This window comes from Azospirillum sp. B21, from assembly GCF_008364825.1.
GTDB lineage: Bacteria > Pseudomonadota > Alphaproteobacteria > Azospirillales > Azospirillaceae > Azospirillum.
The window spans coordinates 424,391-447,507 of the sequence record NZ_VTTO01000004.1; the positions used below are offsets into that span (position 1 = coordinate 424,391).

The 23,117-nt window shown below is 66.2% G+C and carries 26 protein-coding genes; 19 read left to right on the top strand and 7 right to left on the bottom strand.

Annotation, left to right across the window (positions count from 1 at the left end):
* The first annotated feature begins 32 nt into the window (after positions 1–32).
* From FZ983_RS13155 to FZ983_RS13170, 4 genes are all read left to right on the top strand, one after another.
* On the top strand, positions 33–590 hold the full coding sequence (locus FZ983_RS13155) for a hypothetical protein (protein WP_149223973.1): 558 nt from the start codon (positions 33–35) through the stop codon (positions 588–590).
* Positions 591–720: 130 nt separating this feature from the next.
* Entirely contained in the window at positions 721–1,497 is a 777-nt protein-coding gene (locus FZ983_RS13160; RefSeq protein WP_149223974.1) for an Hpt domain-containing protein, read from the top strand.
* Between the two features lie 120 nt (positions 1,498–1,617).
* Positions 1,618–2,502 (top strand): ABC transporter permease, encoded by an 885-nt coding sequence (locus FZ983_RS13165; protein ID WP_149223975.1) that lies wholly within the window; start codon positions 1,618–1,620, stop codon positions 2,500–2,502.
* A gap of 10 nt (positions 2,503–2,512) precedes the next feature.
* The gene (locus FZ983_RS13170) at positions 2,513–3,340 is read left to right on the top strand and encodes an ABC transporter permease (protein ID WP_149223976.1); all 828 of its coding nucleotides are present in this window, start codon (positions 2,513–2,515) and stop codon (positions 3,338–3,340) included.
* A gap of 3 nt (positions 3,341–3,343) precedes the next feature.
* On the opposite strand, the gene FZ983_RS13175 is transcribed toward FZ983_RS13170, so the two are convergent.
* Complete coding sequence (locus FZ983_RS13175) at positions 3,344–3,589, bottom strand: hypothetical protein (protein ID WP_014248877.1); 246 nt, start codon at positions 3,587–3,589, stop codon at positions 3,344–3,346.
* 179 nt (positions 3,590–3,768) lie between these two features.
* Here FZ983_RS13175 and FZ983_RS13180 point away from each other — a divergent pair, with 179 nt between their 5' ends.
* Complete coding sequence (locus tag FZ983_RS13180) at positions 3,769–4,191, top strand: thioesterase family protein (RefSeq protein WP_149223977.1); 423 nt, start codon at positions 3,769–3,771, stop codon at positions 4,189–4,191.
* Between the two features lie 36 nt (positions 4,192–4,227).
* Positions 4,228–5,574, top strand: a complete 1,347-nt coding sequence (locus FZ983_RS13185; protein ID WP_149223978.1) for a methyltransferase — start codon at positions 4,228–4,230, stop codon at positions 5,572–5,574.
* 79 nt (positions 5,575–5,653) lie between these two features.
* On the opposite strand, the gene FZ983_RS13190 is transcribed toward FZ983_RS13185, so the two are convergent.
* Together FZ983_RS13190 and FZ983_RS13195 are read right to left on the bottom strand one after the other, a co-directional pair.
* Positions 5,654–6,865, bottom strand: coding sequence for a class I SAM-dependent rRNA methyltransferase (locus FZ983_RS13190; RefSeq protein ID WP_149223979.1), 1,212 nt, complete (start codon positions 6,863–6,865; stop codon positions 5,654–5,656).
* Between the two features lie 81 nt (positions 6,866–6,946).
* The gene (locus FZ983_RS13195; protein WP_149223980.1) at positions 6,947–7,495 is read right to left on the bottom strand and encodes a hypothetical protein; all 549 of its coding nucleotides are present in this window, start codon (positions 7,493–7,495) and stop codon (positions 6,947–6,949) included.
* A 246-nt stretch (positions 7,496–7,741) separates the two neighbouring features.
* On the opposite strand from FZ983_RS13195, the gene ccoN reads away from it, so the two are divergent.
* From ccoN to FZ983_RS13235, 8 genes are all read left to right on the top strand, one after another.
* On the top strand, positions 7,742–9,238 hold the full coding sequence (gene ccoN, locus FZ983_RS13200) for a cytochrome-c oxidase, cbb3-type subunit I (protein ID WP_149223981.1): 1,497 nt from the start codon (positions 7,742–7,744) through the stop codon (positions 9,236–9,238).
* A 21-nt stretch (positions 9,239–9,259) separates the two neighbouring features.
* Entirely contained in the window at positions 9,260–10,000 is a 741-nt protein-coding gene (ccoO, locus tag FZ983_RS13205) for a cytochrome-c oxidase, cbb3-type subunit II (RefSeq protein ID WP_149223982.1), read from the top strand.
* A 15-nt stretch (positions 10,001–10,015) separates the two neighbouring features.
* The gene (locus tag FZ983_RS13210) at positions 10,016–10,177 is read left to right on the top strand and encodes a cbb3-type cytochrome c oxidase subunit 3 (RefSeq protein WP_012972963.1); all 162 of its coding nucleotides are present in this window, start codon (positions 10,016–10,018) and stop codon (positions 10,175–10,177) included.
* Between the two features lie 3 nt (positions 10,178–10,180).
* Complete coding sequence (gene ccoP, locus FZ983_RS13215) at positions 10,181–11,071, top strand: cytochrome-c oxidase, cbb3-type subunit III (protein ID WP_149223983.1); 891 nt, start codon at positions 10,181–10,183, stop codon at positions 11,069–11,071.
* Positions 11,072–11,302: 231 nt separating this feature from the next.
* Entirely contained in the window at positions 11,303–11,833 is a 531-nt protein-coding gene (locus FZ983_RS13220; RefSeq protein ID WP_149223984.1) for a FixH family protein, read from the top strand.
* A gap of 58 nt (positions 11,834–11,891) precedes the next feature.
* Positions 11,892–14,420, top strand: coding sequence for a heavy metal translocating P-type ATPase metal-binding domain-containing protein (locus FZ983_RS13225; protein WP_149223985.1), 2,529 nt, complete (start codon positions 11,892–11,894; stop codon positions 14,418–14,420).
* Positions 14,326–14,526, top strand: a complete 201-nt coding sequence (gene ccoS / locus FZ983_RS34690; RefSeq protein WP_149223986.1) for a cbb3-type cytochrome oxidase assembly protein CcoS — start codon at positions 14,326–14,328, stop codon at positions 14,524–14,526. The genes FZ983_RS13225 and ccoS overlap by 95 nt, the downstream gene beginning before the upstream one ends.
* Positions 14,527–14,708: 182 nt before the next feature.
* Positions 14,709–15,371 carry a cyclic nucleotide-binding domain-containing protein gene (locus tag FZ983_RS13235; protein ID WP_247883739.1) on the top strand — a complete coding sequence of 221 codons (663 nt, stop codon included), beginning with the start codon at positions 14,709–14,711 and terminating at the stop codon, positions 15,369–15,371.
* Positions 15,372–15,599: 228 nt separating this feature from the next.
* Here the strand turns inward: FZ983_RS13235 and FZ983_RS13240 are convergent, their stop codons facing one another.
* The 4 genes from FZ983_RS13240 to FZ983_RS13255 all read right to left on the bottom strand — a co-directional run bounded on the left by FZ983_RS13240 (position 15,600) and on the right by FZ983_RS13255 (position 18,088).
* Complete coding sequence (locus tag FZ983_RS13240; RefSeq protein ID WP_149223988.1) at positions 15,600–16,673, bottom strand: COX15/CtaA family protein; 1,074 nt, start codon at positions 16,671–16,673, stop codon at positions 15,600–15,602.
* Between the two features lie 101 nt (positions 16,674–16,774).
* Positions 16,775–17,269 (bottom strand): lysozyme, encoded by a 495-nt coding sequence (locus FZ983_RS13245; protein ID WP_149223989.1) that lies wholly within the window; start codon positions 17,267–17,269, stop codon positions 16,775–16,777.
* A 136-nt stretch (positions 17,270–17,405) separates the two neighbouring features.
* Positions 17,406–17,693, bottom strand: a complete 288-nt coding sequence (locus FZ983_RS13250) for a hypothetical protein (protein WP_149223990.1) — start codon at positions 17,691–17,693, stop codon at positions 17,406–17,408.
* Between the two features lie 131 nt (positions 17,694–17,824).
* A complete protein-coding gene (locus tag FZ983_RS13255; protein WP_149223991.1) occupies positions 17,825–18,088 on the bottom strand; it encodes an usg protein in 264 nt (87 codons plus the stop codon).
* Positions 18,089–18,446: 358 nt separating this feature from the next.
* Between FZ983_RS13255 and groES the strand changes: the two genes are divergently transcribed.
* The 5 genes from groES (at position 18,447) to FZ983_RS13280 (ending at position 23,060) form a co-directional block, all read left to right on the top strand.
* Positions 18,447–18,737, top strand: coding sequence for a co-chaperone GroES (groES, locus tag FZ983_RS13260; RefSeq protein WP_014248860.1), 291 nt, complete (start codon positions 18,447–18,449; stop codon positions 18,735–18,737).
* Positions 18,738–18,785: 48 nt separating this feature from the next.
* Positions 18,786–20,429, top strand: coding sequence for a chaperonin GroEL (gene groL / locus FZ983_RS13265; protein WP_149223992.1), 1,644 nt, complete (start codon positions 18,786–18,788; stop codon positions 20,427–20,429).
* A gap of 264 nt (positions 20,430–20,693) precedes the next feature.
* Positions 20,694–21,026, top strand: coding sequence for a hypothetical protein (locus FZ983_RS13270; protein ID WP_149223993.1), 333 nt, complete (start codon positions 20,694–20,696; stop codon positions 21,024–21,026).
* Between the two features lie 14 nt (positions 21,027–21,040).
* Positions 21,041–21,958 carry a DMT family transporter gene (locus FZ983_RS13275; RefSeq protein WP_149223994.1) on the top strand — a complete coding sequence of 306 codons (918 nt, stop codon included), beginning with the start codon at positions 21,041–21,043 and terminating at the stop codon, positions 21,956–21,958.
* 397 nt (positions 21,959–22,355) lie between these two features.
* A complete protein-coding gene (locus FZ983_RS13280; RefSeq protein WP_149223995.1) occupies positions 22,356–23,060 on the top strand; it encodes a LuxR C-terminal-related transcriptional regulator in 705 nt (234 codons plus the stop codon).
* The last annotated feature ends 57 nt before the right edge of the window (positions 23,061–23,117 follow it).

Genomic DNA, 23,117 nt, shown 5'->3' on the forward strand with positions numbered 1-23,117 from the left:
GTCTTTCCGGGGCATCGCCCAGGGGGTTCGCCATGTACCGTGACAACTCGCTGATGCCGAAGGAGGCCGTGCGCCTCGTCGTCCTGGGCACGCTGATCCAGGGCGGGCCGCTGCGCTACGCCGATCTGGCCGGTTCCGTGCGTCATTTCCTCGACCGCATCATGGGTCCGTCGCTGGATCTGATGGGCACCTCGCTGGAGATGCTGCGCTACGAGGGGCTGATCGAGGCGCTGGATGGCAGCGGCATGGAAGACAACGCCCTGCTGGGGCCGACCGAGACAGGCCGGGCGGAGTTCGAGACGCTGATGCGCGCCAATGTGCGCGCGCCGTCGGCCGATGGGCTGAACAAGCTGGTCATCGCGCTGAAGCTGCGCTTCCTGCACCTGCTGGACGTCGAGTCGCAGCGCGACCAGATCGACAATCTCGTGGCACTCTGCGAGACCGAACTGGCCCGGCTGGGTGACCTGAAGCGGGCGGATGTCGGCAGCGACGTCGGCAGCGACACCCACTTCGCCTCCTGGCTCGATCTTGATATCGCCCAGGCCGAAGACCGCCTGACCTGGTTCCAGGGGCTGCTGGCGCGGCTCTGACATCTTACACGACCCGGTGATTTCGTTACGCGCGGCGCGCCCTTGCACATAGGGACGCGCCGCGTCTGTTTCGGCGCACGGTTTTGGTGTACGTTCGGGGTACCTCTTTCCTCGCGCCGGAATCCGCTCCATGGCCTCGTACCTGTCGACCGACGACCTCGAAGACCGCTTGCGCATGGAGTTCGTGGACGACGCGCGCGATCGGCTGGAGCTGATGAACACGACGCTGGCGGACCGCGTGAAGGGCCAGCGCAGCGATGCCGAGACCATCGGCGTCCTACGGCTGGAGGCCCACAACTTCAAGGGCATGGGCACCAGCTTCGGCTATCCCACCGTCAGCCTCGTCGCCCACCGTCTGGAGGATTACCTCAGCGGCCTGAAGCGGCTGGACGAGAAGCAGCTGATCGACGCCCAGATCTTCATCGACCGCATCTCCGAACTGGTCGACCGCGCCGAACAGCCGCTGCTGGCCGAGACCAACCGGATCATCCGCGCGCTGCCGGTGCGCTACGAGTTCCAGGTCACCGACGTCGAAGTCCGCAACGTCGAGATCATGCTGGTCACCCCGTCCAAGGTCGTCGCCAAGAAGCTGGGGACGGAACTGGCGGCCTGCGGCTTCCGCACCATGACGGTGACCGACCCGATCGAGTCGATCAGCCTCGCCGTCCGCGTTCCCCCGGACATGGTCATCGCGTCGATGGTGATGGACGGCCTGTCCGGCCTCGACCTGATCCGCGGCCTGCGCGCCATGAGCGTGACCCACCATGTGCCGATGGCGCTGCTGACCTCGCTGAACCTCGACCACCCGTCGCTGAAGGAGATCCCGCACGGCGTCTCCGTCATCCGCGTCGGCGAGCATTTCGGCGACGACTTCGCCGCGGTGGTGGCCAAGCACAATCTCGGCTGATCGACCAAATCGGTCAAGCTGCCCCTCGTCTGAACGTCATCGTCATATAGCCGCGCTTGCGCCGGCGGGAATCCCCATGTTAGGCGTCGGACCGGTCCAATAGGCTGGAGCAGCGCCCGAATGACGGAGGTTCTTCGCCGGTACGGCCCGGTCCTGACCGGGGCGATCCTGCTGGCGGTGGCGCTGTGGCTGGCGCTGCTGGTGGTGCTGCCGCAGCTGATGATGATCGGCTTCTCCTTCCGGCCGTCGCTGCCGCCGTCCAAGCTCGGCGGGCCGGAGGACGTGTTCACGGTCAAAAACTATCTGACGCTGTGGACCAACAGCATCCATCTGTCGATCTTCCTGAAGACGATCTGGGCCAGCGCCCTGGTCACGGCGACCACGCTGGCCGTCTGCTATCCGGTCGCCTTCTATCTGGCGCAGGTGGCGCCGAAGCGGCGGCTGCCGCTGCTGATCCTGATGCTGGTCGTTCCCTTCTGGATCAACGAGCTGCTGCGCACCTTCTCCTGGTACATCATCCTGGCCTTCAACGGGCCGCTGAACGCGATCCTGCTGAATCTCGGCATCATCGACGAGCCGCGGCGCTTCCTGGGCGGCGACGGCGGGGTGATCGTCGGCATGGTCTATGTCTACATCCTGTTCATGGTCTTCCCGCTCTACAACGCCATCGAATCGCTGGACCGCAACCAGATCGAGGCGGCGCGGGACCTGGGCGCCGGCTGGCTGCGCATCCATCGCCGCATCGTGCTTCCCCATGCCAAGCCCGGCATCGCCGTCGGCTGCATCATGACCTTCATGCTGGCGGCCGGCAGCTACGCCGTGCCGGCCCTGCTGGGCGGGCCGAACAGCCGCTGGTTCACCGAGATCATCTACAACTGGTTCTTCGAGGGCGGGAACTGGAACCAGGGGGCGGCCTACGCCTTCATCCTGCTGGTGCTGTGCATCGGCTTCATCCTGGGCGCGATGCGGCTGTTCCGCGTCGGGCTGGCGGATATCGCGAAGTGAGCCCGCAACCATGACCGCCGCCCGACTCCGCCGCCTGCTGACCGGCGCCTATCTGGTGCTGTTCTTCGGCTATCTGTTCCTGCCGCTGGGCATCATGGCGGCGGCGACCTTCAACAGCAGCCGCTTTCCCACCGTGACGCCGTGGATGGGCTTCACGCTGAGCTGGTTCCAGGCGCTGTGGGACGACCAGCGCATGTGGGCGGCGCTGGGCACCAGCCTGATGGTGGGGGCGGGGGTGATCGCGTTGGCCGTACCGCTGGGGCTGGCGGCGGCGCTGCTGCTCGACCGGCTGCACAGCCGGGCCAAGACCTTCCTCTATGCGTTGATGGTGTCGCCGCTGCTGACGCCGGGGGTGATCGTCGGCATCTCCACACTGGTGTTCTGGCGGGAGTGGTTCGGGGTCAGCGGCGGGCTGTTCCTGACCGTCGTCGCGCAGTCCAGCTTCATCGCCGCCTATGCCATGCTGCTGTTCTCGGCAAGGCTGGAGCGGTTCGATCTGGTGCTGGAGGAGGCTGCGCTCGACCTCGGCGCCACGCATGGGCAGGTGTTCCGGCGCATCACGCTGCCGTACCTGATGCCGGCGATCCTGTCGGCGTCCCTGCTGGCCTTCCTGCAGAGCTTCGAGAACTACAACACCACGCTGTTCGTGCGCGGGCTGGACACCACACTGACCGTCTACATCGCGACCAAGGTGCGCACCGGCCTGACCCCGGCGGTCAACGCGCTGTCGCTGGTGCTGATCGCGCTGACCATCCTGGGCGCCGTCGCCTACGAGATCCTGCGCCGGCGCGAGGCGCGCCGGCTGGCAGGGTCCGCAGTAGCCTTGGAGTCGGCCTGAGGCTCAGTCCTCTTCCGCCTCGTCGGCGTCCGCCTCGATCTGGGCGGCGAGGTCGCGCAGCATGTCGATCACGTCTTCGTGGCTGGTCTCGTCCACGGCGGCGTTCACCGCGGCCTCGATCATGGCGACGGCGATGTAGGGGCCGAGCGGGCCACCTTCCTTGATCGCCTCATCCAGATGCTTTTCGGCGATCGACAGCGCCTTTTCGAACAGCGCCTCGGCCGTCTGGTTGGTGGTGTCCTTGCTCATCGTCCGGTCCGTTGCGGAGGGTTGGTCCGACTCCAATAACACGCCCAATCGGCGATTGGCGCGGGAATTCGCGGGGTCCGCCGCAAATAGCGGCATCAAACGGGAGGCCGGGCTTGCGCCGCCCCCCGACCATACGCCACAGTCCGGAAGTGGATTGACCTATACGGCAAGGGAACAGCATGACCGGCACGCCCGACCTGACCAGCCCCGACCTCTACCGCTTCTGGTGGGAGGAGCGCGTGCGCTTCAACGACCTCGATGCGGTGGGGCATGTCAACAACAACGCCATCGGGGTTTATTTCGAGCAGGCGCGAGTCGCCCTGATCCATCAGGTCGGCGGCTTCACCGACGAGGTTCCCTGGACGGTCGTGCTGGCCCGCAGCCTGATCGAATACAAGGCGGAACTGCTCTATCCCAACACGGTCCGCGTCGGGGCGCGGACGCTTCGGCTGGGAACCAGCTCGATCACGCTGGGCTGCGCCATCTTCCTGGGCGACCGCTGCATCGCCACCCAGGAAGCCGTGGCGGTGATCGTCGACAAGGCTGCCCATCGCCCGACTCCCATTCCGGAACCGTTGCGCGCCAAGCTGCTGGAGGCGTAAAGGGGGGCGCACTTCTCCCTCACCGGACCTCCCGTCATGACGCGCTCACCCCAGCGCCCTTCCGGCAAGCGCCCCTTCGCCAAGGGACGCCCGCCCGCCCGCAAGACCAACCATGCTTCTGCCGAAACGCGGGAGCTGGAGGTCGCCATCACCGATGTCGGCGCTCGCGGCGACGGGCTGGCCTTCGCCGAAGGCTTGCGTCTGTTTGTGCCCTACACGGTGACCGGCGACCATGTGCGCGTACGCATCGGTGACGGCGATGGAAAGGGGGAAGGCGTACGGGCCGAACTTGTTGAAATTCTTGAACCCGGCCCCGGACGCCAGACGCCACCCTGCCGTCATTTCGGCCGCTGCGGCGGCTGTACGCTCCAACACATGGACGATGCGACGTACGCGGCCTGGACCGTCGGAATGGTGCGCGGCGCGCTGGAACGGGTCGGGTTGGGTGAGGTGCCGCTGGAACCGCTGGCGCGCACGCCGGCCGGTGCCCGCCGCCGCGCCCGCTTTGCGGCTCTGAAGCGCGGCAAGCGTGTCTGGTTCGGTTTCAATGAACGCCAGAGCCACAGGCTGGTCGACCTGGAGGAGTGCCCCGTTCTGGCCTCCCGCCTGTTCGCCTTGGTGGAGCCCTTGCGCGGTGTACTGGCGGAGATCCTGCCGGACGGCGGCGACGCCGACGTGGTGCTGACCGACCTGGAGGGCGGGGCCGACCTGCTGCTGGTCGGGCCGCGCAGCCTCGACCGTGCCGCGCGTGAGGCGCTGGTCGCCTTCGAGCCGGAACGCATCGCCCGCATCGCTTGGCAACCCACCGACCGCGCCGCGCCGGAACCGGTGGCGAACCGACGCCCGGCCTTTATTCGTTTCGCAGACGTTCCGATCCAGCCGCCGCCCGGCGCCTTCCTCCAGGCCAGTGCCGAGGGCGAGGCTGCCCTGGTTGCCGCGGTGCGCGAGGGGGTGGGGCCGGCGGCCCGCATTGCCGATCTGTTCGCCGGCATCGGCACCTTTTCCATTCCGCTTGCGCAACAAGCAGCGGTCCATGCGGTGGAGGGCGACGAGCCGGCTGTGGCGGCGCTCGGCCGCTCGGTCCAGGGACTGCGGCTGACGGCGGAGCGCCGCGACCTGTTCGACAATCCGCTAAGCGCCAAGGAACTCAATCGTTACGATGCCGTGGTGTTCGATCCGCCGCGCGCCGGTGCTGCAGCCCAGGCGGCGGCGCTTGCCGGCAGCAAGGTGCCACGGGTGGTGGGGGTGTCCTGCAATCCGTCGAGCTTCGCCCGCGACGCGCGGGTGCTGGTGGATGGCGGCTATCGTCTGGTGAAGGTCTGGCCGGTCGACCAGTTCCTATGGTCGGCCCATGTCGAGGTGGTTGGCCTGTTCGAGCGGTGAGGAGGTTGGACCCCCACCCTGACCCTCCCCCGCTGGGCGGGGGAGGGTCAGGGTGGGGGCATTCGAAGACTGAACGCCTTCAATCCAGCTGCAGCACGATGGCCTTGAGATAGGCCGACTCCGGCAGATGCGGGTGGACCGGGTGGTCCGGACCGGCGCCGGCGCTGCGCAGGATGCGGCCGGTGCGGCCGGCATCGTGCAGGCCGCGGGCGACCTGTTCGGCAAAAGTCGGCGGATCGACATTGTGGCTGCACGACCCGCACAGCAGAAAGCCACCGGGCGCCGTGATCTTTGCGGCCAAGCGAGCCATCTTGCGATAGGCGCGGCAACCGGCTCCCAGATCCTTCTTCGATTTTACGAAGGCCGGCGGGTCGGCCACCACCACCTGGAAGGTCTCGCCAGCGGCGCTAAGACGCTCCATCTCCTGGAAGGCGTCGGCCTTGCGCGCCTCGAAGCGGTCGGCGACGCCGTTCGCCTCGGCGGCGCGGGTGGCGTTCTCCAGCGCCAGGGCGGAGCGGTCGACCGCAACCACATGGGTGGCGCCGGCCACTGCGCATTGGATGCCGAAGCCACCGTTGTAGCTGTAGAAGTCGATGGCGCGCCCGCCCTTTGCCAGCGAGGCGATGAAGGCGCGGTTGTCGCGCTGGTCGTAGAACCAGCCGGTCTTCTGGCCGTCCAGCGGATTGGCGAAGAAGGTCACGCCGTTCTCTTCCAGCCGGATCGGGCCGTCGAGCTCGCCCTTCGCCAGCCGGGTCTCCTCGGTCAGACCCTCCAGTGCGCGCTGGCTGCCGTCGTTGCGCAGGATGACCGTGCGCGGCGCCATCACCTCGTCGATGGCGGCCAGGATGTCGTCGATACGGTTGTCCATGAAGACGGAGTTGGCCTGCACCGTCACTACGTCGTCGAAACGGTCGACGATCAGGCCGGGAAGACCGTCGGCCTCGGCATGGACCACGCGGTAGAAGGGACGGGAGAACAGCCGCTCGCGCAGTTCGACCGCGCGGCGCAGCCGGTCTGTGATGAAGGCATGATCCACCACGGTCGCCGGATCGCTCGACAGCAGCCGCGCGGCGATCAGCGTGTGCGGATTGAAGGTGTAGATGCCCAACGGCGTCCCGCCGGGGTCCAGAAGCCGAACCGGGGTGCCGGGCGGGACCGCCTTGGCGATGGTGTCCATCTGGACTTCGTTGGAATAGACCCAGGGATGCCCCTGCATGACGCGCCGCTGGCGGCCGGCCTGCAGGTGGATCGGCGGGTACTTCTTGACGGGTTTGGTGCCGGTGTCGCTCATGGGGCCGCATCCTAACGGCAAATCGCCGGCGTGCAACGGATCCCTGGCAACGGATCCCTGAAAGTCCCGGATGCCGGGCGGCTACTCCACCCCGCGCAGGCTGTCCGCCACGGCGGGGGCATTGTCGTTGACCACGGCCAGATCCTTGCAGAAGCGGATCGTCTCCTGCCGGTGGCCTTCGGTGCGGAAACAGTCGGGGATCGGACTGCGCCGGGCGTCCAGCGGGAGATGGCGCTCCGGCAGGGTGGTGTGGATGGCGGCGCAGCCGAGCTGCCGGGCCAGCGCCTCCATCGCCCGCAGCAGGGTCTCGGCGATGCCGGCCACGTCGAACAGGTCCAACACCACGAAGTTGTCAACGCTCAGCACCCGGCCGTGGCGCAGGTGCGGCTCCACCGCGTAGGAAAACAGGCCGTGCATGTAGCCCTGGGCGTTCTGCACGGTGATGATGCCGGCATCAGCGGGCAGGCCGGAGCGCCCGGCGCCACCACCCTTGCTTGCGGTTCCCAACACCGCTGCGGCAAATGCGCGCCATTGGTCGACCCCCAGTCCCGGCGAGATTGCGCAGACCAGCGGGTAGGCCTGGTCGACTTGGCGCCGACCAAGGGGTTTCGCGATGAAACTGTCGTCCATTTCAGTCCGGCCGATTGCAAGGACACTGAACGATGGCAGGGCGGGCCCGCCAGGGTCGTTGACGTAGATCAATGTTGTACAAGCCCCCCCTACACATAGTGGGGCCCATTGGAGACAGGCGCGCCCGGCGTCCCTCTTGGCATTCCCGAGTGCAACCTGTCCCGCTCCTTAACAGTACGTACCCAGTGGTGGTGCAACCCAGACGGTGCGGCCTCGCGGCCGCCCGGGGCAAACGGGAGAGATTGTATGACATCAGCGACTCTGACTTCAGGGGCCACCCTGGGCAGCCAGCGGGTGTCGGAAGACGTGCGTTACCATGAGGACGCCATCCGACTCTTCGTGATCGCTGCAGTGTTCTGGGGCGTGGTCGGTTTCCTGGCCGGCACCTTCATCGCTCTGCAGCTGGCCTTCCCGGCGCTGAATCTCGGGTTGGAGTGGACGAGCTTCGGGCGCCTGCGCCCCGTCCACACCTCGGCCGTGATTTTCGCGTTCGGCGGCAATGTGCTGTTCGCCACCTCGCTCTATTCGGTTCAACGGACTTGCCGTCAGCATCTCTTCGGGGGCGAAGGGCTGGCGAAGTTCGTTTTCTGGAACTACAACGTCTTCATCGTGCTTGCGGCGCTGAGCTATGTCCTGGGCTACACCCAGGGCAAGGAATACGCCGAGCCCGAGTGGATCCTCGATCTGTACCTGACGGTCGTCTGGGTGCTCTATGCGGTCCAGTTCATCGGCACCGTGATGACGCGGCGCGAGTCGCACATCTATGTGGCGAACTGGTTCTTCATGGCGTTCATCCTGACCGTCGCCATCCTGCACATCGGCAACAACGTCAACATCCCGGTGTCGCTGTTCGGCATGAAGTCCTACAGCTTCGTGTCGGGCGTGCAGAGCGCGATGGTGCAGTGGTGGTACGGCCACAACGCGGTCGGCTTCTTCCTGACCGCCGGCTTCCTGGGCATCATGTACTACTTCGTGCCCAAGCGCGCCGAGCGGCCGGTCTATTCCTACCGCCTGTCGATCGTCCACTTCTGGACCCTGATCTTCCTCTACATCTGGGCCGGCCCGCACCACCTGCACTACACCTCCCTGCCGGACTGGGCGCAGACGCTGGGCATGACCTTCTCGGTCATGCTGTGGATGCCGTCCTGGGGCGGCATGATCAACGGCATCATGACCCTGTCGGGCGCCTGGGATAAGCTGCGCACCGACCCGGTCCTGCGTTTCCTGGTCACCTCGGTCGCCTTCTACGGCATGTCGACCTTCGAAGGCCCGCTGATGTCGGTCAAGCCGGTCAACGCCCTGTCGCACTACACCGACTGGACCGTCGGCCACGTGCACTCCGGCGCTCTCGGCTGGGTCGCCTTCGTCTCCTTCGGCGCGATCTATTATCTCGTGCCGGTGCTGTGGAAGCGCTCGCAGCTCTACAGCATGCGTCTGGTCAGCTACCACTTCTGGACCGCCACCATCGGCATCGTGCTCTACATCACCGCCATGTGGGTGTCGGGCATCATGCAGGGCCTGATGTGGCGTGCCTACGACAACCTGGGCTTCCTGCAGTACTCCTTCGTGGAGACCGTCGCGGCGATGCACCCGTTCTACGTGATCCGCGCGATGGGCGGCGTCCTGTTCGTCATCGGCGCTCTCATCATGGTCTACAACCTGTGGCGCACGGCGAAGGGCGATGTCCGCATCGAGAAGCCCTATGTCACCACCCCGCACAAGGCGGCGGTCGGCGCGGCCTGACGCTAGGGAAGGATGCGAGAAATGGCTCAGGAAAAAAAGGGCTTCAGCCACGATCTGATCGAGCGGAACACGCTTCTTCTGATCGTGCTCGTGCTGATCACCGTGTCGATCGGCGGTCTGGTCCAGATCGTCCCGCTCTTCACCATCGAATCGACCATCGAGAAGGTGGAGGGGGTCCGTCCCTACTCCCCGCTCGAACTGGCCGGGCAGAACATCTACTACCGTGAAGGCTGCTACAACTGCCACAGCCAGCAGATCCGTCCGTTCCGTGACGAGGTCGAGCGTTACGGCCACTACTCGCTGGCTGCGGAGTCGATGTACGACCATCCGTTCCAGTGGGGCTCCAAGCGCACGGGTCCGGACCTGGCCCGCGTCGGCGGCAAGTACTCCAACGACTGGCAGGTCGCCCATCTGGTGAACCCGCGCGCGGTCGTGCCGGAGTCCATCATGCCGGGCTATGCCTGGATGAAGGACCGTCCGCTGAGCTATGGCGACATCGCCGATCACCTGAAGGCGCTGAAGATCGTCGGCGTTCCCTACTCCGACGAGCAGATCGCCAACGCCAAGGCCGACCTGGAAGCGCAGAAGAACCCGGACGGCGACACCGCCGGCCTGGCCAAGCGCTATCCGAAGGCCGTGGTCGCGAACTTCACCGGCAACAAGACCGTCACCGAAATGGACGCTCTCGTCGCCTACCTGCAGGTGCTGGGCACCATGGTGGACTTCACCAAGTACCAGTCGCCGAAGCAGCTGCAGCAGTAATCGGGGGAGGAATCCATGGACTTGGATTCGATCACGGTGATGCTTCGGTCCTTCTGGACGGTGTGGTTGATGCTGCTGCTGACGGGTATCCTGGTTTACGCCATGTGGCCCGGCAACCGCCGCACCTTCGACGACGCCGCCCAGATCCCGCTCAAGGATGATGGTCAGGAGCTTTAGACCATGGCACAGAATTACAAGGACGAGCTGTCCGGCGTCGAGACCACCGGCCACGAGTGGGATGGACTGCGCGAACTGAACAACCCGCTGCCCAAGTGGTGGCTGTACCTCTTCTACGTCTGCATCGCCTGGTCGCTGGTGTACTACGTGTTCTACCCGGCCTGGCCGCTGGGCAAGACCTACACGAAGGGCATCCTCGGCTATTCGCAGCGTGAAGAACTCGATACCCGGATGGCGGAGGCGAAGGCCGGCCAGGCCAAGTTCCTGACCGCCATCGCCGCCAAGTCGGTCGACGAAATCCAGAAGGACAAGGACCTGCTGGGCTTCGCCATGGCCGGCGGCCGGTCCTACTTCAACGAGAACTGCGCCGCCTGCCACGGTGCCGGCGGCCAGGGTGCCAAGGGCTTCCCGACGCTGGCCGACGACGTGTGGCTGTGGGGCGGCTCCTCGGCCGACATCTACAAGACCATCCAGCACGGCATCCGTTCGGATGACGGCGACACCCGTGGCGTGCCGAATGTCGGCATGACCGCCTTCGGCAAGGACGGCATCCTGAACCGCGACCAGATCGATCAGGTCACGGACTATGTGCTGTCGCTGAACGGCAAGACCGCCGATGCGGGCAAGGTCGCCAAGGGCAAGACCGTCTATGACGAGAACTGCGCCGCCTGCCACGGCGACGCTGGTCAGGGTTCGGTCGCCGCCGGTCTCGACGGCATCGGCGCTCCCCCGCTGAAGCAGGCCAACTGGCTCTACGGCGGCGACAAGGCCACGCTGATGGACACGGTGACCAACGGCCGTGCCGGCATGATGCCGGCCTGGTCGAAGCGTCTGGACGACGCGACGATCAAGTCGCTGGCGGTCTACGTCCACAACCTGGGCGGCGGCAAGTAAGCCGATCCCGATCCGGGGATAAGTTCGGAACCGACCTGAAGGGCGTCGGGGAGTTCGCTCCCCGGCGCCCTTTTCCTATGGGAAACGGCCTGCCGGCTGGCGGTTCCGTGAACTTCCTGTCATTTGATCCAGCGCAATGTACCTGCGGCAATCGGTCGCCATAGTGCCCGGACCGGCCACCGGAATTTGCCGACCAGAAGCCGCCGACCAGTCGAAGGGCAGCCAGCGACCATGACCATCAGCACGACCACCGGAAACCGCCCCACCGCTCCGAAGCGTGTCAAGCCGCCGCGCCAGAAGGGATGGTACATCCCCTGGATCTTCGTCGGCCTCTTCATGATCGTCCTGACGGTGAACGCGATCATGGTCCATTTCGCCATGTCGAGCTGGACCGGGGTGCAGACCGAGAACCACTTCATCAAGGGCATCAGCTACAACAAGGATCTCGCCGGCGCCCGCGCCCAGGCCGAACGCGGCTGGCAGGTGCAGGCGGAATTCACCAGCACCGAGCCTCGCAAGGCCCTGGTCGCCATCACCGCCCGCGACAAGGAAGGCCGCGTCCTGAAGGATGCCGGCGTCACCGTGTCGATGATCCGTCCGACCACCGTCGGCCACGACAAGACGCTGACCCTGCCGTATCTGGGCGAAGGCCGTTACGGCGCTCCGGTGGAACTGGACCTGGAAGGCCAGTGGGACATGCGCTTCGTCATCACCCACTCCACCGGCGATTATCAGGACCAGAAGCGTGTCTGGGTGCAGTGAGCTTTGAAGGGGCCAATCGGCAGCGATTGCCGGGCCGGGATCATCGGGGTGCTGTGAGATGAGCGTCTGCCTCCATTGCGGACAAGAGTTGGGCGAGGGCGTGCAAGCCAACTCCAACGCCGCCACGACCGCCACCGATGGGGCCGGCCCTTTCTGCTGCACCGGCTGCGCCGCCGCCTACGATCTCGTCCGCGGCCTGGGGCTGGAGCGCTATTACGAGCGCCGCAGCGTCGATCCCACCGCGCGCCCGCTGCGCCCCGACGACGCCCCGACGGTGGATTACGAACCGCATGCGCGCGAGGAGTCCGATGGCACCCGCAGCCTGCACCTGATGGTCGACGGCATGCAGTGCGCCGCCTGCGTCTGGCTGATCGAATCGGCGCTCAGCCGCCAGCCGGGCGTCGGCCACGCCCGCATGAACATGACCACGCGCCGGCTGACGGTGCGCTGGGACCCCAAGGTCACCGATGCCAACACGGTGGTCGGCACCGTCGCCCAGCTGGGCTATCGCGCCGTGCCCTTCGATCCGGACCGGCTGGGCGGCGCCCAGGCGAGGAGCGAGAAGGAGCTTCTGCGCGCCATGGCCGTCGCCGGCTTCGCCATGGGCAACGTCATGCTGCTGTCGGTGTCGGTCTGGGCCGGCCACAGCCAGGGCATGGGCAGCGCCACCCGCGACCTGATGCACTGGATCTCGGCGCTGATCTGCATGCCGGCCATCGCCTATGCGCTGCGTCCCTTCGCGCGCTCGGCGCTGTCGGCCCTGCGCCACGGCCGCACCAACATGGACGTGCCGATCACCATCGGCGTCCTGCTCGCCACCGGCATGAGCCTGTTCGAGACGATCCACAGCGGCGACCATGCCTACTTCGACGGCGGCGTGATGCTGCTGTTCTTCCTGCTGGTCGGCCGCTATCTCGACCAGCGGGCGCGTGGCCGGGCGCGTTCGGCGGCGGAACAGTTGCTGGGACTGCGCGCCAACGCCGTCACCATCCTGCGCGAGGACGGCACCAGCGCCGTCGTTCCGCCGGAACAGGTCACCAGCGGAACCACCATCCTGGTCGCGGCCGGCGAGCGCATCCCGGTGGACGGCCGGGTGTCCGACGGCATTTCAGACCTCGACACCGGCCTGATCACCGGCGAGACGGTGCCGGGCACCGCAAGGCCGGGCGATCAGGTCTTCGCCGGAACGCTGAACCTGACCGCACCGCTGCGCCTGACCGTCACCGCGGTGGGGGAGGGCACGCTGCTGGCCGAGATCGTCCGGCTGATGGAGGTGGCCGAACAGGGCCGCGCCAAATATGTCGCCATCGCCGACCGGGTGTCGCGGCTCTATGCCCCGGTGGTGCATCTGGCGGCCCTGAGCACCTTCGGTGCCTGGATGCTGCTGGGCGGGGCGATGTGGCAGGACGCGCTGATGAACGCCATCGCCGTGCTGATCATCACCTGCCCCTGCGCGCTGGCGCTGGCGGTGCCGGTGGTGCAGGTGATTGCCAGCGGCCGGCTGATGCGCCAGGGCACCCTGTTGAAGAGCCCGACCGCGCTGGAACGACTCGCCGCCATCGACACGGTGGTGTTCGACAAGACCGGCACCCTGACCGAAGGGCGCCCGGTGCCGCAGCTGGACGGGCTGGCGGCGGAGGATCTGGCGCTGGCGGCCTCGCTGGCCGCGGCCAGCCGCCATCCGCTCGCCCGCGCGCTCGCTGCAGCCGCGCCACAGGTGCCGGTGGCCGCAGGCGTGCGCGAGATCGCCGGTGCCGGCCTGTTGCTGCAGACCCCTGATGGGGAGGTCCGGCTCGGCAGCCGCCGTTTCACCGGCGCGCCGCTGGAGGCGGAGGACGCCGCCGGTCCGGAGCTGTGGCTCGCCCGTCCGGGCGAGGAGCCGCGGCGAATCGTGTTCCTCGACGCTCCGCGGCCGGACGCCGCCGCCGTGGTGGCGGCGCTGAAGGCGCGCGGGCTGGAGGTGCGACTGCTGTCGGGCGACCGCAATGGGGCGGTGGCGGCAGTGGCGGAGCGGCTGGGCATCGCCGACTGGCGTGCCGAGCAGACCCCTACCGACAAGACCGCCGTGCTGGCCGAACTGGCCGCCGAGGGACGCACGGTTCTGATGGTGGGCGACGGGCTGAACGATGCCCCGGCGCTGGCCGCGGCGGCGGTGTCGATGTCGCCCTCCACCGCGGTGGACGTCAGCCAGACCGCGGCGGACGTGGTGTTCCAGGGCCGGCTGCTGCGCCCGATCGTCGAGACGGTGGAGGTCGCCCGCCGGTCCGGCCGTCTGGTCCGGCAGAATTTCGGCATCGCGCTGGTGTATAACCTCTGCGCCGTGCCGCTCGCGATGGGCGGAATGCTGACGCCGCTGCTGGCGGCGCTCGCCATGTCGTCGTCGTCGCTGATCGTCATTCTCAACGCGCTGCGGCTGGCCCGTGGTGCCATCGTCAAGGATGTTCCCGTCCAGGAAATGGCTGTGCGGGATCTGCCGGGTAAGGATTCGAGTGATGGACGAGCTTCTCTATCTGATCGCGATCGCGCTCAGCCTGGGCGGTCTGGGGCTGACGGCCTTTCTGTGGGCGCTGAAGTCCGGCCAGTTTGATGATCTCGACGGCGCGGCGCACCGCGTCCTGTTCGACGACGACCTGCCGGCGGCCCCCCGGTCGGGAACCGAGCCGGCCGCTCCGGAGGCTGTCCGGAGGCAATAGTGCCAAAGCCCGTATGGGCAAAGAAAAGGTTGTATGCGTGCGAGGTTGCGATTCTCAGCGATTGCCACCAATATGAGCCCATGCGGAATGAAAGGCTGGGTTCGTCCATGCCACCTTTTGATACGGTTCGCGCTCGGGAAAAGAGCGCTGCGACGGAAATGAATCCCTGCGGGGCCTGTCCCGTGCGCAGCCTGACGGTTTGCGCCGCGCTGGAACCGGAGGAACTGCGGCGCCTTGCCGACATTCTGCAGAATGTGCGCATCGATGCCGGCCACACCCTGTTCGCCGAAGGCGACGCGGCCGACGCGCTCTACAACGTCACCTCCGGTACGGTGAAGCTGTACAAGCTGCTGCCGGACGGGCGCCGCCAGATCACCGGCTTCCTGGTGACCGGCGACTTCCTGGGGCTGGCCGTCAACGACAGTTATGCCTACACCGCGGAGACCGTCACCAGCGCCTCGCTCTGCCGCTTCCCGCGCAAGAAGATCGACGCGCTGCTGGAGGAATTCCCCAAGATGCAGCGGCGCCTGTTCTCCATGGCGTCGAACGAATTGGCCGCCGCTCAGGACCAGATGCTCCTGCTCGGCCGCAAGACGGCGAAGGAGAAGATCTGCTCCTTCCTGCTGATGCTGTCCCAGCGGGCTGCCCGCCGCGGTCATAAGGAAAACCCGGTCTTCGTGCCGATGAGCCGCGCCGACATCGCCGATTATCTGGGCCTGACCACCGAGACGGTCAGCCGCACCTTCACACAGTTGAAGACCGCGGGGGTCATCTCGCTGCAGGAAGGCAACAAGGTCCTGATCGCGGACATCGACGCGATGTACGATCTGGCCGAAGGGGCGTGACGCGGGGTGTAGCGCCTTTGCAGGGTGCGGGCGTGCTCGGCAATTCTTCCACGGATTTCACGGATTAGGACACGGATTTCACGGATGTTCTTCCGCAAAGCTATGGCTTGACGGAGAATATCCGCTCCGGCAAGCTATAAAAAAATCCGTGTAATCCGTGTCTGAATCCGTGAAATCCGTGTAAATCTTGCCGGACATATCCGCAGTCCGGCAAGACTACAGCGCGCGTTACTCCCCCCGCACCGGCCGCAGTTCGAACTGCAGCCACACCAACATTGACACCACCAGGATCGCGCCGGCCTGATGGGCGGCGGCGACCGGGAGCCACACCACGGTCAGCAGCGTGACGATGCCCAGCGCGATCTGCAGCAGGATCATGACGGCCGACGCCAATGCTGCGCGGCCGGCGCGGCCGGGCAGGCGGGCGTTCAAGACGCGGGCGGACAGCACCAGGACCAGGACGCCGGTCAGGATGGCCAGCGTGCGGTGGATGAGCTGGATCGCCGCGGTGTTCTCGAACGGATTGAGCCACCAGGGGGTCAGCGTGTTCACCTCCGGCGGAATCCAGTGGCCGGCCATCAGCGGGAAGGTGTTGTAGGCGAGGCCGGCGTCCGATCCGGCGACGAAGGCGCCCCAGACGATGGTGACGGCGACCAGCCCAAGCGCCCAGCCGGTAAGGCGGCGCAGGCCGGCAGCCTCCGGACGCCACCCCGCCAGCGGCAGGGGGTCGAGCAGCCCCAGCGCGGTGCGCAGCAGCAGGGCGTAGATCAGGATCGCGGTGCCGAGATGCAGGGCCAGCCGGTAATGGCTGACGTTCGGCGCATCGACCAGCCCGCTCTTCACCATGAACCAGCCGATGCCGCCCTGCAGCCCGCCCAGCAGGAACAGGCCCATCAATTTCGGCCACAGTTCGGCCGAGATGCGGCCTTGCATCCAGAAGCGCAGGAAGGGGATGAGGAAGACGAACCCGATCAGCTGGCCCCACAGCCGGTGGAACCACTCCCACCAGAAGATCGACTGGAACCCCGCCAGATCCATGTGGCTGTTGTAGATGCGAAATTCGGGCGTCTGCTTGTAGAGGTCGAAGACCCGGTTCCACTCCGCCTCCGACAAGGGCGGCAGGATGCCGATCAGCGGTTTCCATTCCACCATCGACAGACCCGATTCGGTCAGCCGGGTGATGGCGCCGATCACGGCCATGGCCAGCACCATGGCGGCGCAGACCAGAAGCCAGACGGCGATCGGCCGATCCGGATTGGGGCGGGCGGAGGAGGCGAGGCGGTCGGAGGCAAAGGCGGTCACGGCGGTAATCCGGAGCACGGCGGTGGGATGTTCGCCAATGTGGTGCGAACATCCCGCTCCGTCAAACGCCTCTTGTCCCGTATGGGGCGGGCGGTGTTCGCTCAGGCGGTTCCGTCGGCCGTGGCGATGCCGCCCTGGGCCTGGGCGGTCTGGCTCTGGAACAGTGCCGCCTCGGCCGCGCGGCGGGCGACGAGGCCCGGCAGCTGGGTCGGCTTGCCGTTCACCGTGGCGTAGACCCAGCGGCCGAACTGGCCTGCGGCCCCGGCATAGTCGCCGGCGTTCAGCAGCTTCAGCAGGGTCGAGCTTTGCAGGCTGCCGGCCCCCAAATTGAAGACGAAGGAGGACAGGGCGCCGCGCTGGTCGTCGTTGAGGGACACCTTCACCAACATGTCGACGCGGCCGGCGGCATCCGTCAGGTCGGAGGCGAGGAAGCTGTCGGCCTGATCGGCGGTGATGGTCTGGCCCATCTTCACGCCCGCCGTGTGACCGTAGCCGATGGTGGGGACGCCCGCCGGGCAGAGATAGGCTTTGAGATACAGACCTTCGAAATGCTTCACGAGGTCGACCGCGGCTTGGCAGACCGGCTTGGTGGTCATGATTGAAAACTCCCGCTTCGCGCGCCAGGAGGGCGATATGCGCCCTCAAAGGAGGCGAATCTAGGCATAATACCCGTGAAACGGGAAGTATAGATTTCAAATTGTCGCAAACAGTTACCGCGGCGAGGCGTGAGGCTCAGGGCGCGAGGGTGTGGGCCGCCCCGAACAGCACGAACAGGGCGAACAGGAGCGCGAACAGTCCGGCGATTGTCGTGCATTCCAGCAGCGCCTCCACCAGCCTGCCCTCGCGATCCTGCCAGGTCGGAAGCCTGAAACTCGGAGGCTTGCAAGTCCGCTGCCCGATGGCGGGACTGGCGCCGGTGCCGTTTGCCGCCTCGTCCGCCACCTCGCCGGACAGGCTGCCGGCTGCATTACGATCGCTCCAGCCTTCGTTCCAGGACTTTGTCCTGCGCTCCGCCATCATCGCGCCCTCCGCAATCTTCGCCGCCGGAATTCGCTAAAATTTTAGCGGTCTGAGAGTGCGGGCGCTGTGACGGCAATCACAGGGGCGCGGAAGGCATAAAGTCGGGGTTGATGCGGGAAGCCGGAAGGGCGTCAGTGAATATGGAAATCCGCAGCGGCATGGCGCAACTCGCCGGGAGAGATCAGGATCTGGCTCGCCAGCCGGACCGAATGCAGCTTACCGTCAAGATTGCGCTGCCAGAAATCGAGGAAGCGGCGCAGGACGGGATAATCCGGCGCCTGATCCAAATCCTGCCACAGATAGCTCTGCAGAAGGCCGGGATGGTCCGGCATATGATAGAGGATCTCGGCCGTGGTCAGGCGGAAATCGCGGAGCTGAAGGATGAGATTGGCCATGCGCGGTCTCCCATGCGGTCGGCTGTTCGGTCGGGGCTGTGCGGTGTCCGGTTCCTCTCATGCGTTCCCGGCAGCGGTGCGCCGGTACCGGGACGGTCGGGTCTTCATGTGACCCTTTGAAGAAATCTTGCCCGGTGCAGCTTCCTCTCGCAAGACAAAAAATCGTTCTTTGCCAATATGTTAGCAGCATGGGAGAACGAGTGCTGCCGGCATTTGCGCCAAATTCCGAAACGAGCCTCTTGAATCCCCAAACTGCTTCGATTAGCTGTCTGGCACTCGCCGGGTGGGAGTGCTAACAGCCGCCGCCCGCGCCAATTCACGTCAGTCAGAACCAAGCCTTGATCCAAGGAGGCATTCCATGAAGTTCCGCCCGCTGCACGACCGCGTCGTCGTCAAGCGTCTGGAGTCCGACACCAAGACCAAGGGTGGGATCATCATCCCCGACACGGCCAAGGAAAAGCCGCAGGAAGGCGAGATCATCGCCGTCGGCCCCGGCGCTCGTGACGAGGCCGGCAAGGTCGTGGCGCTGGACGTCAAGGCCGGCGACCGCATCCTGTTCGGCAAGTGGTCGGGCACGGAAGTGAAGATCGAAGGCGTCGATTACCTGATCATGAAGGAATCGGACATCATGGGCGTCATCGAGGCCTAAGTCCTCCGCCCGTATCCTTCGAAATTTACAAGTTAAAGGAATCGAGACATGGCTGCCAAAGACGTCAAGTTCGGCCCCACCGCGCGCGAAAAGCTGCTGCGTGGCGTTGACATCCTCGCCGACGCCGTGAAGGTCACGCTGGGCCCGAAGGGCCGCAACGTCGTGATCGAGAAGTCCTTCGGCGCTCCGCGCATCACCAAGGACGGCGTGTCGGTCGCCAAGGAAATCGAACTGTCGGACAAGTTCGAGAACATGGGCGCCCAGATGGTCCGCGAGGTCGCCTCGAAGACCAACGACCTGGCCGGTGACGGCACCACCACCGCCACCGTCCTGGCCCAGGCCATCGTCCGCGAAGGCGTGACGAAGGTCGCCGCCGGCCTGAACCCGATGGACCTGAAGCGCGGCATCGACATCGCCGTCGCCGCCGTCGTCGCCGACATCCAGGCCCGCGCCAAGAAGGTCACGACCAACGACGAGATCGCCCAGGTCGGCACCATCTCCGCCAACGGCGAAGCCGAAATCGGCAAGATGATCGCCCAGGCGATGGAGCGCGTCGGCAACGAAGGCGTCATCACGGTGGAAGAGGCCAAGAGCCTGGACACCGAGCTGGACGTCGTCGAGGGCATGCAGTTCGACCGCGGCTACCTGTCGCCGTACTTCATCACCAACGCCGACAAGATGATCGCGGACCTCGAAAACCCGTTCATCCTGCTGCACGAGAAGAAGCTGTCGGGCCTCCAGCCGCTGCTGCCGGTCCTCGAGGCCGTCGTTCAGTCGTCGCGTCCGCTGCTGATCATCGCCGAGGACATCGAGGGCGAGGCCCTGGCCACCCTGGTCGTCAACAAGCTGCGCGGCGGCCTGAAGATCGCCGCCGTGAAGGCCCCGGGCTTCGGTGATCGCCGCAAGGCGATGCTGGAGGACATGGCCATCCTGACCGGCGGCCAGGTCATCAGCGAAGATCTCGGCATCAAGCTCGAGAACGTCACCCTCGACATGCTGGGCACCGCCAAGAAGGTCGTGATCTCCAAGGAGACCACCACGATCGTCGACGGCGCCGGCGAGAAGGCCGACATCGAAGCCCGTTGCGGCCAGATCCGCGCCCAGGCCGAGGAGACCACCTCGGACTACGACCGCGAGAAGCTGCAGGAGCGTCTGGCCAAGCTGGCCGGCGGCGTCGCGGTCATCCGCGTCGGCGGTGCGACCGAGGTCGAGGTGAAGGAGCGCAAGGATCGCGTTGACGACGCCATGCACGCCACCCGCGCCGCGGTGGAAGAGGGTGTGGTCGCCGGTGGCGGTTCGGCCCTGCTGTACGCCGGCAAGGCGCTGGACAAGCTGACCCCGGCCAACGACGAGCAGCGCGTCGGCATCGACATCATCCGCCGCGCCCTGCAGGCCCCGGTCCGTCAGATCGCCTACAACGCGGGCACCGACGGTTCGATCGTGGTCGGCAAGCTGCTGGACCAGAACGACGCCAACTTCGGCTACGACGCCCAGAAGGGTGAGTTCACCGATCTGGTCGCCGCCGGCATCATCGACCCGGTGAAGGTGGTCCGCACCGCCCTGCAGGACGCGGCCTCGATCGCCGGCCTGCTGATCACCACCGAGGCGATGATCGCCGAGAAGCCGGAGAAGAAGGCTGCTCCGGGCGGCATGCCGGGTGGCATGGGCGGCATGGACGACATGGGCTTCTAATAGCCCGCCGTTCAGCCGTTCTTCGGTTTGGAAAGGGGCGCCTCCGCAAGGGGGCGTCCTTTTCCTTTTGGGGCCGGAGATATCCCGGAGTTATCCCGGAGATGCCTGGGCAGGTTGCAGCCACTCTTCGCCATCCTGAAAAGTCAAGGCGAAGTCCGCCTTGCTTTGGCGCGGGCGCCTCCCAATAATCCGCCCCTCTCGCCGGGCACCCCAATGCGGGGCGCCGGCCTCTGACTTCCGTCTTTTTCAACGAGGGCTTGTTCCATGCGCTCCTTCGAGGGCCAGCATTCCGACAACGTCGCCATCAAGCGCACCCGCGAGCAGAAGCAGCGCCAGCTGGTTCAGCTCAAGGAGCAGCTGGCGACGCTGAAAGCCCACGCGGCCCCCGCCATCCGTGAAGCGCTGGTCAAGCGCATCGCCGAACTCGACGCCGAACTGCGCCAGCCTGCCAAGCCTCCCCGTGAGGGTCGCGAGGACGCTCCGCGTCCCCCCCGCCGCGAATCGCGCCCCAGCGTCTTCCGCGCCGAAGACGGCGGCGACCGCAGCGCCGCGGTGTCCGCATCCAGCGTTTTCGCCTCACCCCGCCGCCGCAGCTGAGGACGGACAGCGCCATGCCTGCCGATCGCACCGCTCCCGTCAAAGGATCCCGTCTCGCCGATCAGGCCTGGCTGCTGATGATGCTGCCGCCCCTGTTCTGGGCGGGCAACGCGGTCCTGGGGCGTGCGGTCGCCGGGGCCGTGCCGCCCATCGGGTTGGCCTTCTGGCGCTGGTGCCTGGGCGTGCTGATCGTGCTGCCCTTCGCCTGGCCGCACCTGCGCCATGACATCACGCCGGTCCTGGCGCGTTGGAAGAGCGTGCTGCTGCTGGGCACGCTGGGCATCGGCATCTACAACACCTTCCAATACATCGCGCTGAACACGACGACCGCGCTGAACTGCGTGATGCTGCAGTCGTCGATGCCCGTGATGATCGTCCTGATGAGCCTCGTCCTGTTCCGCGACCGGATCGGGGCGATGCAGGGGCTGGGCATCGCCGTCTCGCTGGTCGGTGCGATGACGCTGATCTCCCATGGCGATCCGGCGACGCTGCTGGGTCTGGAGCTGAACGCAGGCGATGTCTGGATGCTGGCGGCGGTGGTGATCTATGCCGCCTACACCACGCTGCTGCGCCGTCGGCCGGCGATCCATGGCCTGAGCTTCGTCGTCGTCACCTTCGCCATCGGTGCAGTGGAGCTGCTGCCCTTCTATATCTGGGAAAGCCTGAGCGGGCATCCTGTGCAGGCGAGCGGCATCACGCTGCTGGCGGTCGGCTATACCGTGCTGTTCCCGTCCATCGCCGCCTATCTCTGCTTCAACCGGGCGGTGGAACTGCTCGGCCCCAACACGGCGGGCCTCGCCATCCATCTGGTGCCCGTCTTCGGCAGCCTGCTTGCCATTCTGTTCCTGGGCGAGCAGCCGCATCTCTATCACGGGATCGGCATCGCCCTGATCGCCGCCGGCATCGTCCTGGCGACCCGCCGCCGCGTCTGACGGATTTCCAGATTATTTCCAGTGGCGGGTAACTTTCCTCATTCCGTGCTGAAGCGATGTTGTCCGAGAGCTGTTCTTGCTCGCGGGGCAACATGTGTCCCGCGGTATTCTTCAACAAGCTCTTCAGGCTGTTTGAATTTTAGCGAATCTATTCTTGAAGATCGCCGATTGGTTTTGCGGTGTGTGGTGGGATAGCGTTCCGATTGGGCATATCGGGAGGATGTTCGCGCGTATACTATCCCCGATATCCCTTTAGACACATCCGCTATCCTTCGCGCCAGCGGCGGTCAATAAGGGATGACCGCTAAAATGCAGGTCATGGCGGCGGTTCGCACACCGATCGGTCGCCATGAGGAGCCGGCGCTGTCCGCCGGTCCGCTGTGGTGGAGGTCCCAAGATGCCCCTGCAAATGCCTGTGCCGGTTTCCGTGAATACTGCCTGCCTCGTTCACATCGTCGACGGCGACCTGCTGTCGCGCAGCACGCTCTCGCGGGCATTGGGTGCCGTCGGCATCGCCTGCCGCGTCCACAGCACCGGCGCCGACGCGCTGGCCGTGCTGGGCACCGCCTCCTCCTGCATCGTCGTGCGCAACGACCTGCCGGACATGACCGCCATCGAATTCATGGCCGAAGCCTCGCTGCATGGGCATGACCTGCCGGTTCTGGTGGTTACCGAACAGGGCGACGTCGACGCCGCCGTGGCCGCGATGAAGGCCGGGGCGTCCGATTGCATCGCCCATCCCTTCGCCGTCCCCGCCTTCCTGGACCGGCTGCGCGCCTGTCTGGCATCGGGCACCCCCCATGCCGAGCAGCGCGACCGCGGCCGCGACGCCGTCCGCCGACTCGCTCTGCTGAGCCGCCGCGAGTCGGAGGTGCTGGAACTGATCGTCGAAGGCAAGCAGAGCAAGACCATCGCCTGGGAACTGGGCATCAGCATCAAGACGGTGGAGGTCCACCGTGCCCGCATCATGGAGAAGACCGGCAGCCGGTCCATCGTCGGGCTGGGCCGCCTGTGGGAAGCGGCGGAGATGCTGCGCGGTCGCGACCTGCCGCGTGCGCTGCCCATCCGTCAGACGGCGATGATGGAAGCGATCGCATCCTGACGATCCATCCGGGTGCGGCATTCCAGGCGGAATGACGTTGCCGGGACCAAGGCTTCG